Below are 20242 nucleotides of genomic sequence, written 5' to 3'. Positions count from 1 at the left end.
GGTCCTTTTTTGATAGAACCCGGGGGATGTCATGGACGCGGCCGTGTCGATCAGTGTTCGCGGTGTTTGGAAAGTCTTCGGCGACCGGGCCGGAGAAGCACTTGCAGCAATCAGAACCGAGAACCTCAGCAAATCTGAAGTTCTTGAAAAGTTTGGCTGTGTTGTTGGTGTAGCGGATGCGTCTTTCGACGTTCGCGAAGGCGAGATTTTCTGCGTGATGGGTCTGTCCGGCTCTGGCAAATCCACTCTGGTTCGTCACATCAACCGTCTGCTGGAACCCACCGACGGGCACATTCTGATCGGCAACGAAGACGTTACTGAGCTGAACGAAACGCAGTTGAGAGAACTGCGCAACCGCCGGGTCGCCATGGTCTTTCAGAACTTTGGCCTGATGCCGCATCGCACGGTTCGAGACAATGTCGCCATGCCGCTCGAAATCCGGGGAACCGGAAAGGCCAGGCGCTGGGAAGAAGCCGACCGGGTCCTGTCGCTTGTGGAACTGACCGGATGGGAAGACAAGTATGCGCATGAACTGTCAGGAGGCATGCAGCAGCGGGTCGGCCTGGCAAGGGCAATTGCCGCGGATCCGGACATTTTGCTTATGGATGAGCCATTCTCGGCCCTTGACCCGCTTATCCGCAAACAGCTTCAGGACCAGTTCATGGAGCTGTCTGCCGAGCTGAAGAAAACCACCATCTTCATCACACACGATCTCGATGAAGCGATCCGCATCGGAAACCGGATTGCAATCATGAAAGATGGCCGCATCGTTCAGATCGGTACACCCGAGGATATCGTCCTGAATCCCGCTGACGAATATGTCGCTGATTTCGTTGCCGGCATTTCGAAACTCAATCTGATCTTCGCACACTCCGTCATGTCTCCCGTGGAAGAATACGAGGCACAACAAGGAGCAATCGGCAACGATATTCCCAAAGCACATCCCGACACAGTTCTCAATGACCTGATCGATCTGAGCGTTGAAGGCGATGGACTCATTGCCGTTGAAGACAACGGAGAAACGGTCGGTGTCATTGACCGTGTCGGATTGATGAAGGCAATCCAGGGCGGCCGTGGAGGCGAAGCATTGTCATGAAAGACAACGTACAGACGGACACAAGCAAACTGGATGCGCTGATCTCAAACTTCGTTGGATCCAGTGTCGACTACTATCGCAAGACCTTTCACTACATGATGGAAGCGCCCGGCTACCGCTTCACACAGAACTGGACAGCCGGGTTGCTCGGGCCGGTCTGGTTTGGCGCCCGCGGGATCTGGTCCTGGTTCCTGACCATGCTCGTTCTCGAGACTGTGGCATTCATTCAGCTGGCAAATGGACTGTTTGGAGATCTCGGCCGTGACTCGCGCGAGCGCGCCGAGAGCATTGCTGCCACCCTGGAACTCAGACGCCAGCAGATCGAAGCAGCCGAAAGGGCCGGATCCGGTTCACTGGACGCTTTGAAACGTGCAGCTCAATCGCTTGAGACAGCGCTTGCAGATGCGGAAGCCACTACATCTGCGGCAGCGGCAACCGGTCTCACCTACATAGTTATCGGCCTCCTCCTGCTGGCCGTGTTCAAATTCGCAAGCGCTGCCACGGCAAACTGGGTCCTTGAAGGGCAGTTTACCCGCTGGAGATCCGACAATTCGGTGGCCAACGGCTTCAGCCTTTCTCGCCTGATGATCGCAGCCGCACTCTCGTTAATCGTCATCGTACTCTCGGCGATAAAGTTTGCGCGACCCGACGCGATCTCCCTGCTTCAAACGTTCCCGAACAACCGGAACTGGAGATTGTCTGTCGGGGACTGGGTCCAGGCGGGGTTCGACTGGGCCAAGACGGCTGGACGCGGTTTCTTCGACAGTCTGACTTTCGGCATGCGGGTTTTGCTTGATGGCGTTGAAACGGTGCTCGTGGTCACGCCTTGGCCGGTCGTGGCTCTCATCATCATCATGCTCGCCTATCTGTCGGCTGGCGCAAGGGTCGCTATCTTCACCGGCGCAGCGCTTGCCTACCTGGGTCTCCTGGATTTCTGGGATAAGGCCATGACCACTGTTGCCCTGCTCGGTGCCGCTGCCCTGATTTCCATCACCCTGGGCATTCCGCTCGGCATCTTGTGCGCGCGACGGCCAAAACTCTTTGCAATCGTGCGTCCGATCCTGGACTTTATGCAATCGATGCCTTCGTTCGTCTATCTCATTCCGGTGGTGGCCTTTATCGGCTCGGGAAAACCTGCCGGCGTCGTCGCTACAATGATTTTCGGAAGCCCGCCGGTGATCCGTTTCACCGTACTCGGACTACAACAGGTTCCTGAAACGGTGCGTGAAGCCGCCCTCGCCTTTGGAGCTTCTCCGCGTTACCTCTTGTGGAAGGTGGATCTGCCTCTTGCCGCAAGAACCATCATGGCCGGGGTGAACCAGACCATTCTCCTGTCCCTGGCCATGGTCGTCGTCGCCTCGCTCATCGGTGCGAAGGGTCTTGGGGAGGACGTTCTGGAGGCTCTCCAGTATGCCGCTGCCGGACAGGGCATACTGGCAGGTCTGGCGATCCTGTTCTGCGCCTTGATCCTCGATCGCATCGTCGCAGGAAAGCCAAACCGCTGAAAACAATGACCAACTCCACCTTGTCCTTGTCACTCTCCGATGTAGGGGCAAGGTGGAGTTGCGCTTTCAGGTAAGTCGGTCTGTTTGTGTAATCTGCACCGACCTTGCGACTAGACATTCCTGTCTCCCAAACTAAATGCTAGAGCAAACGAAACGGCATCGACAGCTAAGACGGGATAACCTGATGGAGCTTGGCTCACCGCATTTTCCCTTTGACAATTCCTACGCAAGAGACCTGCCCGGCTTTTACGTTGCCTGGGAAGGCGCAAAGGTGCCCGAACCAAGGATTGTTCTGTTCAACGCGCCGCTCGCGCGCGACCTCGGTCTCGATCCGGACGAGTTGAACACACTTGAGGGCGCAGAGATCTTTGCGGGCGCTCGCAAACCGGATGGAGCATCGCCTCTTGCGCAAGTTTATGCCGGTCATCAGTTTGGCGGTTTTTCACCCCAACTGGGTGACGGGCGCGCTCTGCTTATCGGCGAAGTGATCGACACGTATGGCAATCGGAGAGACATTCAACTGAAAGGTTCCGGACCGACACCGTTTTCAAGAGGCGGCGACGGCAAGGCGGTGATCGGCCCCGTTCTTCGCGAGTACATCATCGGAGAAGCGATGCATGCGCTTGGGATCCCAACAACCAGAGCGCTGGCCGCTGTTACGACAGGTGAAACGATTTTCCGCGAAGGACCGAAACCCGGAGCGGTACTGACAAGGATCGCGAGCAGTCACCTTCGCGTCGGCACATTCCAGTTTTTTGCTGCGCGGAGTGAAACCGAAAAAGTTCGCCAGCTTGCCGACTACGCTATTGCCAGACACGACCCGGATCTCATCGGCGACGAAAACCGATATCTCAAGCTGTTGCGACGGGTAACGGAAAGACAGGCCGCACTGGTTGCCCGCTGGATCCTGGTGGGATTTGTGCACGGTGTCATGAACACAGACAACACAACGATATCCGGTGAAACGATCGATTACGGGCCCTGCGCCTTCATTGACGCATACGATCCAGCCGCCGTGTTCAGTTCCATCGACCATGGTGGTCGATACGCCTTTGGACGTCAGCCAATGATCGCCCAATGGAACCTGGCACGCCTTGCAGAAGCACTCTTGTCTCTTATCAGTGCCGATGACCTGGACAGGGCCGTTGAAAGTGCCAGCGCGGAACTCAACAGATTTCCCGAGCTCTATCGCAAGGCATGGCTGAACGGCATGCGCACGAAGATCGGACTGAAAAGCGAGGAGGAAGGCGATCAGGCGCTCTTCGAACAATTGCTCACGACGATGCATGAGCAAAAGGCCGACTACACTATCCTGTTCCGCCGTCTCGGAGAGGCAGCGATCGGTGAACCAGAAAGAGCCCGATCCCTTTTCCAGGATCCTGAACCGTTCGATGCCTGGATTTCAGACTGGAAGCAACGACTGGCACGAGAAGATGCACAACCATCGGATCTGAAAACCGGTATGGACCGGACCAATCCGGTTTACATCCCTCGAAATCACAAGGTCGAGGAAGCCTTACAGGCAGCAGAAACCGGCAATTACGATCCAGTCCGGAAGCTTCTGAAAGTCTTGGCGTCACCATTTGAGGAGCAACCGAAATTCGAGGCTTATTCCGGCCCGGCCCCGAGCGAATTCGGACGATACAGAACGTTTTGTGGTACCTGACCTCAGTTCAGTTCAAGTGGAACCGGCATACACTCAAACACCAGCGAGCCGGTCTACAAGGAACATCAGCTCGCTATCCATGGCATCCCCGGAAAGACCGACAAACCTTTCTTCGAGGCTGATTTCGACCAGCCCATGGACTGCGGCGAAACAAGTACGCGTGCGCGCTGCAAGCTGTTCATCGGAAAACTCGGGGTCCAACTGACGCAGCGGAGCAGCAATGAAAGCCAACAGCGCTATGTTGCCCTGAATGTGCGTCTCCGGCACAGGTCTGCCCTGCGGCAATCGGTGGACGAACAATGTTGTCCAAAGATTGCGATTGCTTCGCGCAAACTTCAGATAGGTTCTCGCGAGCGCTTTCAACTGCGCCAACGGATCTTCCACGTTCTTAACGGCGTCGGACATCACCTGTCTGATGCGCTCCAGCGTCAGCGCATTGACGGCTATGAGCAGTTCATCCTGATCGGCAAAATGCTTGTAGACAGAACCGACCGAATAGCCTGCCTCCGCAGCAATCTTGCGGATATTCACTGCCTCCAATCCGCCTGTTTCAACAGCCTTGACCGCCGCGTCGAGAACCCTCCTTTGTGTCTCTTCACTTTTCGCTTTCTGAATACCAGCCATTTCCGACAACTCCCACAAAAGTGAACTGAGTTCATTTTTTTCTTGACCTACCGCGATTCCTATGGCTTTGTCAAAAGGTGAACCGAGTTCACTTTTTTGGAGGCGACATGTTTGAACCGTTCATAAGTCAATTGAAAGCGCTGTTTGAAAACAGCGCAACCAACAACCAGAGCCGCCAGTCCTTGGCTGTTTTGAACGCCAATCTACGCAACGCGGCAAACTCCGTCAGAGCTGCTCAGGCCGCGCTTGCGCGGGCAAAAGCGGAACAGCATCAAGACCGCAAACGCCTGAAACAAATAAAAAATTCCATTGAAGATCTCGAGAACCGGGCAAGAAACGCTCTTCTGAAGGGTCTGGAACCGCTCGCTCGTGAAGCCGCGGAAGCCATTGCCCAGCTGGAGGAAGAGAAGTCTGCCCTTGAGACTGCCATCCGGTCCTTCGACCAGGAGCTCTCATCTTTGACGGAGACGCTCAATCGCTCACAGAACCGCTTGCGTGCTCTCAAACGCGGAGAACGCACAGCCGAGGTAAGAGAGCATATCCAGAAAGCACAATCCCTTGGTTCCGCAGCCGGGCAGTCATCGCTGACCCAGGCTGAAGAACAGTTGGACACCCTCCTGCAGCAGCAGGAACGGGATCAACTGGCAGACAGGGAGTTCGCGGTACTGGCCCCCGCCGACAACCCCAACGCTCTCATCGAGAAACTGGCAGATGCCGGGTGCGGCGAACCGGTTCGCAACCGCGCCGATGACGTTCTCGCGCGGCTGAGAGCAGAAACACCCCTCCTTATCGAAAAAAGCCACTGAGAAAGGAATTTCCCATGCAGGAAGCGCAAATCAAGCATTCAAATAACTGGACCATTTTCACCATGGTCAGCTTCGGTGTTGCGGCGGTCATGATGGCACTCGGGATCTACAACCTGGAAGCCAGTTTCTCCGCCAAGGGCTTTTACACCATGGCATCCATCATGCTGGTCCACACAGCAGTCACGCTTACCAAGACACTGCGGGACCGGGACGAATCCGAAAAATTCCACAACCGCCTGGAAGACGCCAAGACCGAGAAATTGCTGATGGATATCAGCAAGCCGGACCAGGACTGATTTTTTCATCAAAACAAACGGGCGCGCCGTCAACGGCCGCCCGGGAGGAAAAGAGATGAGCAATTCAATTATGAAAACCAGGCGATTTGCGCCGCTGTTTTGGACCCAGTTCCTTTCAGCCTTCAATGACAATTTCCTGAAAAACTCACTGATCTTTCTGATCCTTTTTCAAGTCACCACAACTGGTATGGCCTCTGGAAATACAGGCGCCCTCATCGCATTGGCAGGCGCAGTCTTCATCGTGCCTTTTCTCGCCCTGTCCGCCCTGGGCGGAGAGTTGGCCGATCGTTACGACAAGGCCCGGATGGCGAGAATTACCAAACTGGTGGAAATTGCAGGGGCCGGATTGGCCGTCATCGGCATGGCTCTCTCCTCTCTTCCCGTCCTGTTTTCTGCGCTGTTTGTCTTTGGCGCAATGTCCGCGCTCTTCAGCCCGGTCAAATACGGAATGTTGCCGGAACTTCTGAAAAACGCAGAACTGCCTCGTGCCAACGCATGGGTGGAAGCAGGAACGTTTCTTGCCATTCTGGGCGGCACAATTTCAGCTGGACTGCTTTTCACATCAGGAGCGCCTGCTTTGGTTTTCGCACCAGTCATGATCGCTCTTTCCATTGCCTGCTACCTGACAAGCCGTCAGATCCCTTCCATGCCTGCGGCGGCACCCACGCTCAAAATCGACTGGAATATCGCGACTTCAACCTGGCGGATCCTTTCCGACCTCAAAGCCGACAAGCACCTCTTTCACGTCGCTCTGATGAACGCCTGGTTCTGGTTGATCGGTGCCATTGTTCTTTCGGTCCTGCCGCTGATCGTCTCCGACATGCTCGCGGGTGGAGAGACTGCCGTTACCTACTTTCTGACAGTTTTCGCTGTCTCGATCGGTGTCGGTTCTGCACTTGCTGCCTGGATTTCCGCTGGCAGGGTGATCTTGTTGCCTGCGCCTGTTGGCACCGCCCTGCTGGCATTCTTTTGCCTGGACGCAGCTATCGTCCTTTATGGACTTCCCGCAGCTGTTCCATCCGCAAATCTGATGGAATTCATTCAGCGTGACGGCGTCGTGCGCCTAAGCCTGGACATGGCAGGTCTCGCGATCTCCGGAGCGCTTCTGGTGGTCCCGACCTTCACGGCCCTGCAATCCTGGGCAAAGCCTGACAGCCGCGCACGCCGCATTGCCGGAGCCAATGCTCTTGGCGCGGGAATGATGACCGTCGGCGGTCTTGTTCTCGCCGGCGCGCAAAAGGCGGGCATCTCCCTGCCGATGATCATGATTTCACTGTCCGCTCTCAACGCACTCGCCTGCATAATCATGTTTGCGATTTTGCCGACCAATCCGGCTCGCGATGCGATTTCCATCCTCTACCGCGCAATCTTCCGGATGGAGGTGAAAGGATTGGAAAACCTGGAAAAAGCCGGAGAAGCCCCTATTCTCGCTCTGAACCATGTCAGCTATCTGGATGCGGGCCTTGCCCTGACACTGACGGACAAGGTTCCAACCTTCGCAGTCGACTACGAAGTTTCCAGACGCTGGTGGGTCAGACCGTTTCTGAAGCTTGCCAATGCACTACCGATCAATCCTGCCAAACCGATGGCAACGCGCTCCCTGATCAAGGTTGTGAAGTCCGGTGAGCCGATGGTCATTTTTCCGGAAGGCCGTTTGACGGTTACCGGTGGTTTGATGAAAGTCTACGACGGGGCCGCAATGGTCGCGGACAAGACCGGCGCAATGATCGTACCCATTCGCATCGACGGTCTGGAAAAAACACCTTTCTCCTATCTGAACCCAGCGCAGATCCGCAAACGCCTGTTTCCGAAAGTGAGGGTCACAATCATGGAACCGAAACAACTGGAATTGCCTGAGGACCTGAAGGGACGCAAGCGCCGCGCGGCGGCCGGAAGCGAACTCTATCAGGTGATGTCGGACCTGATGTTCGAAACCAGCCTTGCCGAGGACAACACCATTGTGGATGAAATCATCTCGACAGCCAGGGAACGTGGCTTGTCTGCCCCTGCCCTTGAAGACCCGCTGTCAGGTAAATTGAGCTATGGCAAACTTCTAACTGGCATTTCAGTCCTTGGCCGGAAGATCACGAAACTGACCGATGGTGAAGATACTCTGGGTGTGATGCTGCCCAACGCCAATGGCTCGGCCGTCACCGTCCTGGCAGTTATGTCTGCTGGCAAAGTCCCGGCAATGATCAACTTTACGGCGGGCAAGGAAAACATCCTGTCAGCGTGCCGCGCATCCGGTGTCGAAACCATTCTGTCCTCCCATACCTTTGTCAAACAGGCAAACCTGGACGCTTTGGTTGCCAGCTTGGAACCGCATGTAAAATTCATCTGGCTCGATGAGGTGCGTACTCAGATCAGCATTCTGGAGAAGATCAAGGGAGTTTTGACCCGCAAACGTCCGATCGTGGAACGTGGATCGAAAGACACGGCCGTGATCCTGTTCACATCAGGCTCTGAAGGCACTCCAAAAGGAGTTGTTCTGACGCACAAGAACATTCTGGCCAACGCCAATCAGGCAGCGGCACGGATCGACTTCACGCCTTCGGACAAGGTGTTCAACGTCCTGCCGATGTTCCACTCATTCGGTCTGACCGCAGGCACGATCCTGCCGCTGATCTCCGGCGTGCCGACCTATCTTTATCCGTCTCCGCTGCACTACCGGATCATTCCGGAACTGATCTACAGCTCCAACTCAACGATCCTGTTCGGCACGGATACGTTCCTCAATGGCTATGCCCGTGTTGCTCACGCATACGATTTCCGCTCCTTGCGTTACTGTTTTGCTGGTGCTGAACCGGTCAAGGCATCCACGCGCGAAACCTACATGGAACGCTTCGGTTTGCGCGTTCTGGAAGGCTATGGCGTAACGGAAACAGCACCGGTCATCGCCATCAACACGCCGATGTTCAACAAGCCAGGCACTGTCGGCAAATTAATGCCAGGCATGACTGCAAGGCTGGAGCCAGTCCCGGGAGTGGAAACCGGCGGCCGCCTGTATGTGTCCGGTCCAAACGTGATGGTCGGTTACCTGAAGGAAGACAACCCAGGTGTGGTCGAGCCTCTCGTCGACGGCTGGCACGATACAGGCGACATCGTTGAAATTGACGCCGATGGCTTCATTGCCATCAAGGGCCGAGCCAAGCGCTTCGCAAAGATAGGTGGTGAGATGGTTTCACTGGCCGCTGTCGAAGCCTTGGCCGGTCAGATCTGGCCTGAACATCTGTCAGCGGTCGCTGCGATAAAGGATCAGCGCAAGGGCGAAAAAATTATCCTTGTGACGGAGTGTCCCGAAGCCAGCCGGTCAACCTTCATTGAGGCGGCGAAGGCTAGAGGCGCTCAGGATCTCATGATCCCGGCAGATGTCCGCGTGGTGTCCAAAGTACCAGTTCTGGGGTCGGGGAAGATCGACTTCACAGGCGTCGCAAAGTTTGTTGCTGACATTTCGGATATGGACAAAGCGGCCTGATTGTTCTTTCAAGGTGCATCCCGTGTTTCTCGGGATGCACTCCTTTTGGTCGAAACCACCGCAACAACGCGTAAGCCGCGGATACTTCAGTCAGTTTTCATGATATGCGCTTTCGCACCTTTGATCGCTAAAACAAGTCGGTCCACATCGTCATCAGATGTCGTCCAGTTCGACACACTTATCCGAAAGCCTTTCCGTCGTTGCCACGTCGCCTGCCCGAACCACGCTTCACCGGAGGCCTGAACATGAGTGACGATGCGCTCACACATCTCTTCGTTTCCGGGCAGCGTTGCGAACACCTGATTGAAGTGAATTTCATGCGGGACTTCGAACCCTAGATCACGCAGTTCCCGTGCAATCCGTACAGCATGACGATGAAAACGCGTCACCATGTCGGCAACACCCTGACGCCCAAGCGACAGCAAAGCCGCCCAGGTCTCGGCACCACGCGCGGATCGGCTGAATTCGGGCGCCCGATCTGAAGGTCCTTGGTTGGTTGCAGGCAAGTACCCTGCCCCGATTGCCATGGACGCCTGCATCTCTTCCGGGTGACGGCAAAGTGCGACACCTGAGTCGTAGGGGGTGTTCAGTGTCTTGTGGGAATCGACGACCCAGCTATCAGCAAGCTCCAAGCCGTCGAAAGCGCGTGTGAGAAAGTTGCCGGTGCGGGACCACAACCCGAATGCGCCATCAACATGCATCCAGGCGCCGGCTGCATTGCAGCTCTCCCCAATATCCTTCAGTGGATCAACGGCACCGGTGCAAACGTTGCCTGATTGGCAAAGAACAAGCGTGCTCCCGTCCAGTTTTGGCATCTTGCTTGCCAGCATTCTGCCTTCACCATCAACATCGACCCATTCAATCCCGTCCGTTGAGAGCCCTGCCATGCGAACGGATTTCAAAACCGTCGCATGAATTTCCCGACTGGCGACTATACGCAGTGGTGGAGCGCCAACCAATCCCGCTCCCCGCGAATGTCCCTGGCGGGTCAGCAGCGTATCCCGGGCAGTGACCAGCAAAGTCATGTTCGCCATGGTCGCTCCGGTGGTAAATGCACCTGAGGTCTCTTGCGGCAATTCCAGAAGATCAACAATCCAGGACAGAGCGACTTTCTCCATTTCCAGAACAGTGGGACCAGTCAACTGATCGGCAACCTGGTCCCAGGCCGAAAGCAAGGCTCGTGCTCCGGATGCCGCTGGCAGTGCGCCACCGATCACATATCCGAAGTAACGGCCAGCAGCTGTCGCCACAGTCCCTTCACCGCCAACCGTTTCCATCAGGTCGAGAACGCTTTTTACGTCCAGTCCCTGCTCGGGCAACGAAGGTCCCAGTTCTGCGAGCCTGGAGATGTTGGCATCGACGTGACGCGAACCAATCTGCCTGAGATAACGCGCGCCCCGGCTGGCGGCATCTGAAAAGGCTTCCGCCTGGAGTTCAAGAAGGCTATTTTCCATGCTCAAATCGCACCACCTATATCGAAGAGTTTCTATATAGATGAATATCAATATAGATATTGAGTCAAGCTCCACCACAATGTCGGCACTGTCGAGCCCTGTCAGGCTTCAGATCATGCTTTGGATTCTGGATCCGCGCGCTCACTTTCCCGAGCAGCGAGACGGAGACCTTGTGGAAGATGGCGTCTGCGTGGGGTTCATCACCGAAAAAGCGGGGCTTTCTCAGCCGACAGTCAGCTCGCACATGAAAAAGCTGGCTGACGCCGGTTTGGTAACCGGTAAAAAATTCGGCAATTGGATGTTTTACAAGCCCGACAGAAACCGCCTGCAGGAAATTGGGACCAGCCTTGCGGATGCTGCCAGAATTGAGCCGGTCAAACGAGCAGCGGTCTAACCTGGTTTTGGAAAAAATATGGAATTCGGCTTCCCTCTTGCCCCTTGGCGGAAACAACGGCTAGTCTCCGCGCAACGGCTTGGAAACGCCACTGCAAAATCCACCAAAACGGACCCCGGATCATGACAACTCCCGCCTATGACGATCAAAATGTTTTCGCCAAAATCCTGCGCGGAGAACTGCCAAGCCACAAGATCTATGAAGACGACATGACACTGGCGATCATGGATATCATGCCCCGTGGCGACGGGCACCTTCTGGTGATTCCCAAAGCACCCTCCCGCAATATTTTCGACATTGCGACTGAAGACCTGAATGCCGTTATGGCAACGGTCCAGAAATTGGCGCGCACGGTTGTCAAGGCGTTTGATGCAGACGGTGCGACGATCCAGCAGTTTTCAGAGCCGGCAGGTGGCCAGGTCGTGTTTCACACGCATGTCCACGTCATTCCCCGCTTCGATGGTGTGTCCTTGAAGCCGCATACCGGTGAGATGGCAGATAACGACCTGCTCGCCGCACAGGCGGAAAAGATCCGCGCAGCGCTCGACTGACTGGGAAAATTCTTCTGAAATACCTGATGACCACGCCCGCCTGTTCACGTTTCAGCGGGCGTGTGTCCTCGACCTGTTTGATGAGGCGGGCAAATATACGCCCACATGGAAAGGCATAAACGCTTCCGCGAAAGACCGGATTGCTTATTCCTATGCTGGCTCGTTCCCGAAAAACCTCGGGCTGTCCGATGGAACCTGCCCTCCTGTCTGGACTTATGAGACGCATCCCGAAAACCTGGAGCCTTTGCAACCATGCTCCTCTCGGCCCCTGAATTGACCTAGTCCGACTTTGTGACGCTTGAGCTCTCCGCCCCCGCAAACATGATCCTGCGCAGCTCATGCCACGAGTGGTGCTCTGTTTTCTTCGACTGCCGGGAGACCGGTGAAATTGACGACAATAGTAACTGGCTCGACTGGAAGGCCGTTGCAGCTCACAATTCTGGCGATGTGGTCCAGGCAATTTTTCCGTTTCTGAAAAGGGACTGGATTACAGAACATGCACACTTGCGCCTGAACCCAGAAGTCTGATCGCCTCATCAGCATTCAGGCAATCCCCGCAAGAACAGCGGCATCTTCGTGTTCGATCGCCATCGCCTGATCGTCTTCAAGAACTTTCCGGGGTACAAACCGTTGGAAGTACCTCTCTGTATAATCCCTGAATTCGGCAATCTCCGGAACGATTCCGAACATCATGCCCCAACGTAACCCCATGGCCCACATGACATCTACAGCGGTCATCTGCTCTCCGAGAACGAAGGGTCCATCGGCCAACCGGACGCGCATGTTTTCCATCACCGTGTCGAACGTTCCATAGGGCGACATGGAATGAGGCGGCTCTTCCCGTTTCAGGGCCTTGTCGACCAGAGCTGGTTCGAAACAGGACGTCATATATACAAACCAGCGCAAGTATGGTCCGCGTAACGGATCGTCCAGAGCCGGCGTGAGCCCTCTTTCACGAAAAAGATCAGCGAGATAGAGATAAATCGCTACCTGCTCGGTAATGATTGCATCACCGTGGCGGACCACCGGCACTTTGCCGGAGGGGTTAACCTTCAGATAGTCCGATTGGCGGTTCTCGCCGAGTTTGAAGTTCAGGACGTTCAATTTGTAGGGCGCGCCCAGTTCCTCGAGGAGTACGCGCACGCCAGTGGCACGGGTCTGCGGGGCGTAAAAGAGTTCCACCTGATCCGTCATTTTCGCCTCCTGCATTTGGAATGTTTCCCAGGAGACTTCAGCCTACCCTATCGAGCAGCAACCAGCCACCAATCAGGCAAACCTCGGCCGCAAGAACACCGACGATGACCCTTTGACGGGACAGGAAAAACGCACCGAAGCCCAACCCGGTTGCGACCAGACGAAGCCAGAGTGGCGTTTCTGCGAGGATACCTTGAGGAAACAGGATCAGTTTTGAAATCAGTCCCGCGACCAAAGCCGTTGCGACGCAGCGCACCCAGATCAGCACTTCGCTATCTTCCCGCAGCCTGCCTCCCGCAAATACGCCGATCCAGCGCCAAACGTCGGTTGCAAACCAACCGGCAACCAGGATCATCACAAAGGGCCACCACCAGGTGTCTGCAACCGGCCCCATCACGAAAACCCTCGGCGCATGAAACGGGTGCCAAAATAGGCTGCCGTGCCACCTAGCAGCCCCGTCCAGAGGAGATCCAGCCCAGGCGCAACAAGAAACACAATCGGTCCGAGCACAAGCCCTGCTGCCATTGCGACCTTGTCCGCATTCAACAGCGCTGCTCCCCAGAGCGAGCAAAGGAAATAAACCGGCGTCAACAAAACAAGCGCACCGGCGACAACATCGGGCATTCTTTCAACGACGAGATAGGCAATACCAGTCATGCAGAACACGAACCCGGTCAACGCAGAACCGAACCCGACAAAAAACGGAAGCCGTGCCTCTTTCGGGTAACTGGGCAGGTTCTTCATTGCAAAGACCCAAGCCGTCACCGCGACAAAATGCGAGGCAATCAGCAGTTGCCATGTCTTGGTCTTTCCAGGGATCTTGACCAGCGGAAGGAAAGCAATTGTCATCGGCATAAGCCTTACCGATGCCAGCGCGACGGCGATTGCAGCGGGTATCAGCCCCATACCGGAATTGAGCGCTCCAGTCAGAACGACAATCGACGGCAACGCCCAGATAAGCCCGGTCATGGCAAGGGTTTCCGCCAGCGACAGCCCGCTTTCCCGCGCAAGTCCGGCGTAACCGATGAAAGCGGCGGTCAATATCAGAGCAGGAACCGATATTGCGGCCCGAGCACCGCGAAACATCCAGATTCTGCCCGGTAAATTTTTATCAGCATCATCGATTGCAGCAACGCCATCTGGCGGAGACATGGCCAGCCCCTGACGAATTAGTAAGGTCTCCTTATAAAAATCCCTGATCCAGATTTGTCAATGTACGACACGCTCCGCCACCCGCCGGGAGCATGGCTGCCATGCATTTTCAGCCCTGACGGGTTAGGTTGGGAGCTCTTGTTTCCAACGAAGGCAATTGCATGGGAGACGTCACCAAGGATGCCTGGCTGAACAATCTGCTCGAAGAGTATCAGCTCGCAGACAGTGTTTATGACGACACTTCAATTCGTTGGGGCGAATTCATTCAGCCCGCGTCAGATCCCAGGCCCAACATTGCACCCGGTATTTTGAGACTTGCTGTGATCGGCAGCATGCCGGTCGGATTTTTGATGTTGAAAACACTTCTCTCATACGCGCGGCAATTCCCTGACAAGCTTCACATCGCTTGTTTGCTGACAGACGATGTTGCCAATCCGGAAGCAAAGATTGGAGTGAGGAAGAGGATCTGGCATGTTTATCCGGAGGACGTGCAGCGCAGAATCGAGTTCGCTACGATCAAGTCTGCTCTGGATGCCGGTATTCCGGTCTACACGGGAGACATCAAAACAGACTGGTTTCGGGAAACATTTTCCGAATTGAAGCCAGATGCCGTCATTTGCTGCGGTTACGGTCAATTGATCGACGGCCCCATTCTGGAAATTCCCAGGCTCGGCATCTACAACCTTCACCCTGCGGACCTTGCTCATGGGTTCGGAGCCGGTCCTGCAATGTATGACGACAGCAGATCGAGAAACGCGATTTCGACCTGCTGGACAGTTCATCTCATGAACGAGGCTCTGGATGCAGGCCCGATTGTCGGCTCTTCACCTCCCATCAACATTCGAATGACGAACGGCGACTTCCCGGAAAGCAAGGTCGACTACTACACCAAGGTGATGGACGGTCTCGATTACCTGACCTTCCATACCATCAGTTCTTTGATCGACTGGCACCTGAGGGGCCACACCATGCCCATGACACAAGTCGATTTTGCAGCTCTCTTTCCAAGTGCGATAAAGCGCTGGATGATGGAACCTGTCCGGGAGTTTCCCGAACACATCGTTCCTGATCCAGCGCTATTTGAATAACCGGCTACAACCCCGGGAACACTAAACCGATCGCGTAAGGCCGCCATCAATGCGGATGTTTTGTCCGGTGATGTAGCCTGCCTCGTCACTGGCCAGATAGGAAATCAAGCTGGAGACTTCGTCCGACCGGCCATAGCGCCCCATGGGGATGCGCGAGCGACGGTCTTCCTTTTCCGGCAGGCTGTCGATGAACCCCGGAAGGATATTGTTCATACGAATATTTTGCGCTGCGAACTTGTCGGAAAACAACTTGGTGAAACTGGCAAGACCAGCCCGGAAGACGCCGGAAGTCGGAAACATCGGATCTGGCTCAAACGTGGCGAAGGTCGAGATGTTGATGATGGCACCACCACCCTGATCCGCCATGACAGGTGCAACCAAACGGGCCGGTCGAATGACATTCATCAGGTAGTAATCCATTCCAAGATGCCAGTCTTCATCGGAGATCTCCAAAATATCTCCCTTAGGGCCATGGCCAGCAGAATTGACAAGAACATCAATTCTACCAAACGCATCCATTGCTTTATTCACAAACGACTGCAAGTCGTCAGGTACAAGGTTCGATCCTGTATGACCGATGCCGCCAAGTTCCCTGGCGAGGGCTTCTCCCTTGCCGGAAGAAGACAGGATAGCAACTTTCATTCCATCTGCGGCAAGGCGCCTGGCAGCTTCCGCCCCCATTCCTGAGCCACCGGCCGTGACTAGTGCAACTTTCGTTTCGGGCATCCTGACGCTCCTTTCATGCCTTTGCAGAAAGCTAGGCAGAGAAACACACTTCGGCAAATGATTTTGCCGAATGAATTGGATCAATTGAGCTGATGAATGGACGCAAAGAAAAAGCCCCGGATTTTCCGGGGCTTTGTCTATCAATCTGCCAATGGCACCTTTGGCACCAGGCTTTTCTTGGACGTACCACCTTTACCTGAGGAGGATTTTGTATCCTTGGCGGTGGTCTTTGAAGCTGTTTTCCGCCTGCGCTTCGGTTTCGGCTTTGCGTTTGCCTTGGCCTTGGGTTTCGGCGGCGTTGCTCGCTCCTCGACACTTTCGAGCAACAGGCCTTTGCCATCCTCGGAGACGGAGACTTTGACCATTCCGCCCTTCTTCAGCTTGCCGAACAGAACTTCATCCGCGAGCGGTCGCTTGATGTGCTCCTGGATTATCCGGCCCAAAGGACGGGCGCCCATCCGATCGTCGTATCCCTTGGTCGCCAACCACTTCACGGCATCTTCGGTCAGCTCGAAAGTAACGTTGCGATCCGCCAGCTGAACTTCCAGCTGCATGACGAACTTTTCGACAACCTTGTAAACCACTTCCATCGGCAGATTGCCGAACGGAATGATGGCATCCAGTCGATTGCGGAACTCGGGCGTGAACAGCTTGTTGATCGCCTCGGTGTCATCTCCTTCGCGCTTCACCCGATTGAAACCAACCGGCATCTTGGCCATGTCAGCTGCGCCGGCGTTTGTGGTCATGATCAGGATCACATTCCGGAAATCGACCTGCTTGCCGTTGTGATCCGTCAGTTTGCCATGGTCCATGACCTGCAGAAGAATGTTGAACAGGTCCGGGTGCGCCTTTTCGATTTCATCGAGCAGCAGCACACAATGTGGATGCTGGTCGACGCCATCTGTCAGGAGCCCCCCCTGATCAAAGCCGACATATCCTGGAGGCGCACCGATCAGCCTGGAGACAGTGTGGCGCTCCATGTATTCCGACATGTCAAAACGGATCAGTTCGACCCCGAGTGAAGACGCAAGTTGGCGCGCAACCTCGGTTTTGCCGACGCCGGTCGGGCCGGAGAACAGGTAGCTGCCGATCGGCTTGTCCGGTTCGCGCAGACCTGCGCGCGCAAGCTTGATCGCAGACGCCAGAGTCTCGATCGCACCGTCCTGGCCGTAGACAACCCGCTTCAGGTCCTTGCCGAGATTTTCAAGAACCTCCGCATCGTCCTTGGAGACGGACTTCGGCGGGATCCGCGCCATGGTCGCAATAGTGTTTTCAATCTCCTTCACACCAATCGTTTTCCGCCGACGCGCTTCCGGCACCAGCATTTGCGATGCACCGGTTTCATCAAGCACATCGATCGCCTTGTCCGGCAATTTCCGGTCGGAAATGTATTTGGCCGAAAGCTCCACCGCCGTCTTGATGGCGTCGTTGGTGTAGCGCACCTTGTGAAAGTCTTCGAAATAGGGCTTCAAGCCTTTCAGGATGTCGATAGCGTCCGGAATAGTCGGCTCATTGACATCGATCTTCTGGAAGCGGCGGACGAGTGCCCGATCCTTCTCGAAAAACTGGCGGTATTCCTTGTACGTCGTCGAACCGATGCAACGGATGGTTCCCGATGCCAGAGCCGGCTTGAGCAGATTGGACGCATCCATTGCCCCACCGGACGTCGCACCGGCACCGATCACCGTATGAATTTCATCGATGAACATAACCGCGCCCGGATAATCCTCAATCTCCTTGACGACCTGCTTCAAGCGCTCTTCGAAATCGCCGCGATAGCGGGTTCCGGCTAGCAGCGAGCCCATATCAAGAGAGAAGATGGTTGCGTCAACCAGAACATCCGGCACATCGCCATTGACAATACGGTGCGCGAGCCCCTCCGCGATTGCTGTTTTGCCCACACCAGGATCACCAACGAACAACGGGTTGTTCTTCGATCTGCGGCACAGGATCTGGATCGTGCGCTGTATCTCGCTGTCCCGGCCGATCAAAGGATCGATCTTGCCGTTGGTAGCCTTTTCATTGAGATTGACACAATAGGCTTCAAGCGCATCGGTTTTCTGGTTTGATTTCTTATCGCCCTCGCCGCCAGGAAGAACATCTTCTTCGTCAGCCCCATCAACCGGACGCGCTTCAGACATGCCCGGGCGTTTGGCTATGCCATGGGAAATATAGTTGACCGCATCGTAGCGGGTCATGTCCTGGTCCTGCAGGAAATAGGCAGCATGGCTTTCGCGCTCGGCGAAGATCGCAACGAGCACGTTGGCGCCCGTCACTTCTTCCCGTCCCGACGACTGGACATGGATGACTGCCCGCTGGATCACCCGTTGGAAACCCGCGGTTGGCTTGGAATCCTCATCATTGTCGGTAACCAGGTTGTCGAGCTCGGTCTCGATATATTCCAGGAGATTGCGACGGATCGTGTCCAGATCGACATTGCAGGCCCGCATAACGGCGGCCGCATCCTGATCGTCCAACAAGGCAAGAAGTAAGTGTTCTAACGTCGCATATTCCTGTTGGCGCTCGTTCGCGAACGCCAGAGCCTGATGGAGGGCTTTTTCAAGACTGCGTGAGAAGGAAGGCACGTGCGTTGATCCTCACTTTTTTTCCATGACGCATTGCAGCGGATGCTGATGCTTGCGTGCAAAATCCATCACCTGGGTAACCTTGGTTTCCGCGACTTCGTAGGAATAAATCCCGCACTCCCCGACGCCGTGATGATGAACATGCAGCATGATACGGGTCGCCTCTTCCCTGTTCTTCTGGAAGAAGTTCTCCACGACATGAATGACAAACTCCATTGGGGTGTAGTCATCATTCAAAAGCAGCACACGATAGAGATTTGGCCGCTTTGTGATAGTTTTCGTTCGGGTGACAACAACCGTTCCGGCGTCGCCACCGTCATTGTCATAATCAGAGCCCGCCGACATTGTCGTTTCTATCGCCTTTTTCACTCTGGCCACTACCAGTTTACCCGCTCGGTTCGTCCGATAATACCGGCATTCCCGAGGCTATCTCAACAAAGCCGCGCTTCATCGAACCACGTTCTATCTGGTAATCCTGCCGCGCAAGTCGCGCTCACGCAATGGCCGATTTTATCAACATTTGGGTGAACGCCGCATTTTGAGCGCAAACACCTCTGCTAAAGTTGAATGTAGGTGTCTGAATTGCGATTAAAAGATCAGGAAGCAAGGCAATTCGAAACACGTCGCGGAAGCAGCCCATGAATTGTGAATGGTTGGGCAAATCTGTGCATATACGAAAAAACCCGGCTCAGAAGAGCCGGGTTCTTGTCCATTCGCCGTGAAGCGGCAGGAAAAGTCGCAGTTATTTTGCCACTTTGCCCAGAACGCCTTCGTAAGGTTTGTAAGCATCCTTGGAGATGTCGGAGACCATTTCGCCGATCTTGGTCATCTCGCCGACAAAACCCTCGTAGGAGTTCTTTACATATTCAGCCTGAGCTTCGAAAGCCTTGTCCAGGGACTTGGACGCCACGAGCTTCTCAACGGCTGCAGTACCTTCTTCGAAGGACTTTTTCTGATAGTCGGCGACTTCAGCAGCAATCGCCTGGAAACCCTTGCTCATGGAGCCGAAGGATTCCATGGCCATATCCATGTTGTCTTTGTTCAACTTCTGAAACTCTTCAAAGCTGTTCATCATTTCACTGACCTCATCCGTCGTACCGGTTCACAGAGACCAACATCGGCCGTCGTGGCTGCCCGGCGCGCGCATCGCGTTACCTAACGGGACCTTAATAGTGCGCCGCACAATTCAAGTCAAGGCGATTTTGCACTGCAAAAACAACCATTACGAGAAATTAATTCAAGATGCATTGCAACGAGTGTCCGACACCCGTGTACGCGACAGGTTGAAATCCCTCTCCCTCATCAGCCAGCCGTCTCCGCAAGACCAATAGAAAATACCTCCAGAGGAGTTGTTTTGGCCATCTGCCAAAATGGAACAGCAACCACCCCAAGTTAAATAACTCATTAACCAATAACCGCACATCAAACATATTTTATACACCAAAAATTCTAATTTCTACTTTTAATATACTTCAAATTCAAAATTAACCAAAGATTAACTCTAACAAAAATCTATTTTTTTAAGTGGTTTTTATGTCGATTATTTACACATTCGTAACCGTGATTCCGTCAAATGTTTCGTAGATCGTTGGAGTGATGGGTTGAATCGCACGGGGGAATGATTAGACCC

Annotated in this window: 18 protein-coding genes; 9 read left to right on the top strand and 9 right to left on the bottom strand. The window is 54.8% G+C overall.

Translation table 11 applies throughout. The features are described 5' to 3' along the window. The first annotated feature begins 31 nt into the window (after positions 1-31). From ABLQ08_RS13805 to ABLQ08_RS13795, 3 genes are all read left to right on the top strand, one after another. Positions 32-1096 (top strand): quaternary amine ABC transporter ATP-binding protein, encoded by a 1065-nt coding sequence (locus tag ABLQ08_RS13805; RefSeq protein WP_352943189.1) that lies wholly within the window; start codon positions 32-34, stop codon positions 1094-1096. Next, complete coding sequence (locus ABLQ08_RS13800; protein ID WP_352943187.1) at positions 1093-2601, top strand: ABC transporter permease; 1509 nt, start codon at positions 1093-1095, stop codon at positions 2599-2601. Before ABLQ08_RS13805 ends, ABLQ08_RS13800 begins: the two co-directional genes overlap by 4 nt. Before the next feature lie 184 nt (positions 2602-2785). After that, a complete protein-coding gene (locus tag ABLQ08_RS13795) occupies positions 2786-4267 on the top strand; it encodes a protein adenylyltransferase SelO (RefSeq protein ID WP_352943184.1) in 1482 nt (493 codons plus the stop codon). A gap of 33 nt (positions 4268-4300) precedes the next feature. On the opposite strand, the gene ABLQ08_RS13790 is transcribed toward ABLQ08_RS13795, so the two are convergent. Beyond that, positions 4301-4891 (bottom strand): TetR/AcrR family transcriptional regulator, encoded by a 591-nt coding sequence (locus ABLQ08_RS13790; RefSeq protein ID WP_352943181.1) that lies wholly within the window; start codon positions 4889-4891, stop codon positions 4301-4303. A gap of 107 nt (positions 4892-4998) precedes the next feature. Here ABLQ08_RS13790 and ABLQ08_RS13785 point away from each other — a divergent pair, with 107 nt between their 5' ends. The 3 genes from ABLQ08_RS13785 to ABLQ08_RS13775 are packed head-to-tail and all read left to right on the top strand — an operon-like array spanning position 4999 to position 9468. After that, positions 4999-5697 carry a PspA/IM30 family protein gene (locus ABLQ08_RS13785; protein WP_352943179.1) on the top strand — a complete coding sequence of 233 codons (699 nt, stop codon included), beginning with the start codon at positions 4999-5001 and terminating at the stop codon, positions 5695-5697. Between the two features lie 14 nt (positions 5698-5711). After that, entirely contained in the window at positions 5712-5993 is a 282-nt protein-coding gene (locus ABLQ08_RS13780) for a YiaA/YiaB family inner membrane protein (protein ID WP_352943176.1), read from the top strand. A 55-nt stretch (positions 5994-6048) separates the two neighbouring features. Next, positions 6049-9468 (top strand): acyl-[ACP]--phospholipid O-acyltransferase, encoded by a 3420-nt coding sequence (locus ABLQ08_RS13775; RefSeq protein WP_352943173.1) that lies wholly within the window; start codon positions 6049-6051, stop codon positions 9466-9468. An 86-nt stretch (positions 9469-9554) separates the two neighbouring features. Here the strand turns inward: ABLQ08_RS13775 and ABLQ08_RS13770 are convergent, their stop codons facing one another. Beyond that, entirely contained in the window at positions 9555-10922 is a 1368-nt protein-coding gene (locus ABLQ08_RS13770) for a pyridoxal phosphate-dependent decarboxylase family protein (RefSeq protein WP_352943170.1), read from the bottom strand. 40 nt (positions 10923-10962) lie between these two features. Between ABLQ08_RS13770 and ABLQ08_RS13765 the strand changes: the two genes are divergently transcribed. Continuing rightward, positions 10963-11316 (top strand): ArsR/SmtB family transcription factor, encoded by a 354-nt coding sequence (locus ABLQ08_RS13765; protein WP_352943167.1) that lies wholly within the window; start codon positions 10963-10965, stop codon positions 11314-11316. A gap of 122 nt (positions 11317-11438) precedes the next feature. Continuing rightward, complete coding sequence (locus ABLQ08_RS13760) at positions 11439-11867, top strand: HIT family protein (protein ID WP_352943164.1); 429 nt, start codon at positions 11439-11441, stop codon at positions 11865-11867. A 543-nt stretch (positions 11868-12410) separates the two neighbouring features. Here ABLQ08_RS13760 and ABLQ08_RS13755 read toward each other — a convergent pair. Genes ABLQ08_RS13755 through ABLQ08_RS13745 form a run of 3 tightly spaced genes read right to left on the bottom strand, consistent with a single transcriptional unit; the run spans position 12411 to position 14147 of the window. Then, on the bottom strand, positions 12411-13061 hold the full coding sequence (locus ABLQ08_RS13755; RefSeq protein WP_352943161.1) for a glutathione S-transferase family protein: 651 nt from the start codon (positions 13059-13061) through the stop codon (positions 12411-12413). Between the two features lie 37 nt (positions 13062-13098). Continuing rightward, positions 13099-13455 (bottom strand): AzlD domain-containing protein, encoded by a 357-nt coding sequence (locus tag ABLQ08_RS13750; RefSeq protein WP_352943158.1) that lies wholly within the window; start codon positions 13453-13455, stop codon positions 13099-13101. Beyond that, entirely contained in the window at positions 13455-14147 is a 693-nt protein-coding gene (locus tag ABLQ08_RS13745; protein WP_352943155.1) for an AzlC family ABC transporter permease, read from the bottom strand. Before ABLQ08_RS13745 ends, ABLQ08_RS13750 begins: the two co-directional genes overlap by 1 nt. Before the next feature lie 227 nt (positions 14148-14374). Here ABLQ08_RS13745 and ABLQ08_RS13740 point away from each other — a divergent pair, with 227 nt between their 5' ends. Beyond that, complete coding sequence (locus ABLQ08_RS13740) at positions 14375-15301, top strand: formyltransferase family protein (protein WP_352943152.1); 927 nt, start codon at positions 14375-14377, stop codon at positions 15299-15301. A 21-nt stretch (positions 15302-15322) separates the two neighbouring features. Here ABLQ08_RS13740 and ABLQ08_RS13735 read toward each other — a convergent pair whose 3' ends face one another. The 4 genes from ABLQ08_RS13735 to ABLQ08_RS13720 all read right to left on the bottom strand — a co-directional run bounded on the left by ABLQ08_RS13735 (position 15323) and on the right by ABLQ08_RS13720 (position 19687). Beyond that, complete coding sequence (locus ABLQ08_RS13735) at positions 15323-16027, bottom strand: SDR family oxidoreductase (RefSeq protein ID WP_352943149.1); 705 nt, start codon at positions 16025-16027, stop codon at positions 15323-15325. 140 nt (positions 16028-16167) lie between these two features. Next, positions 16168-18612 (bottom strand): ATP-dependent Clp protease ATP-binding subunit ClpA, encoded by a 2445-nt coding sequence (gene clpA, locus ABLQ08_RS13730; RefSeq protein WP_352943146.1) that lies wholly within the window; start codon positions 18610-18612, stop codon positions 16168-16170. 12 nt (positions 18613-18624) lie between these two features. After that, complete coding sequence (clpS, locus tag ABLQ08_RS13725) at positions 18625-18957, bottom strand: ATP-dependent Clp protease adapter ClpS (protein WP_352943144.1); 333 nt, start codon at positions 18955-18957, stop codon at positions 18625-18627. A 397-nt stretch (positions 18958-19354) separates the two neighbouring features. Further along, a complete protein-coding gene (locus tag ABLQ08_RS13720; protein ID WP_352943142.1) occupies positions 19355-19687 on the bottom strand; it encodes a phasin family protein in 333 nt (110 codons plus the stop codon). Between the last annotated feature and the right edge of the window lie 555 nt (positions 19688-20242).

The organism is Roseibium sp. SCP14 (assembly GCF_040329475.1).
In the GTDB taxonomy this organism is placed as follows: domain Bacteria; phylum Pseudomonadota; class Alphaproteobacteria; order Rhizobiales; family Stappiaceae; genus Roseibium.
Note: the sequence above shows the minus strand (reverse complement) of the source record. Positions and strands in the feature narration are given on the sequence as shown.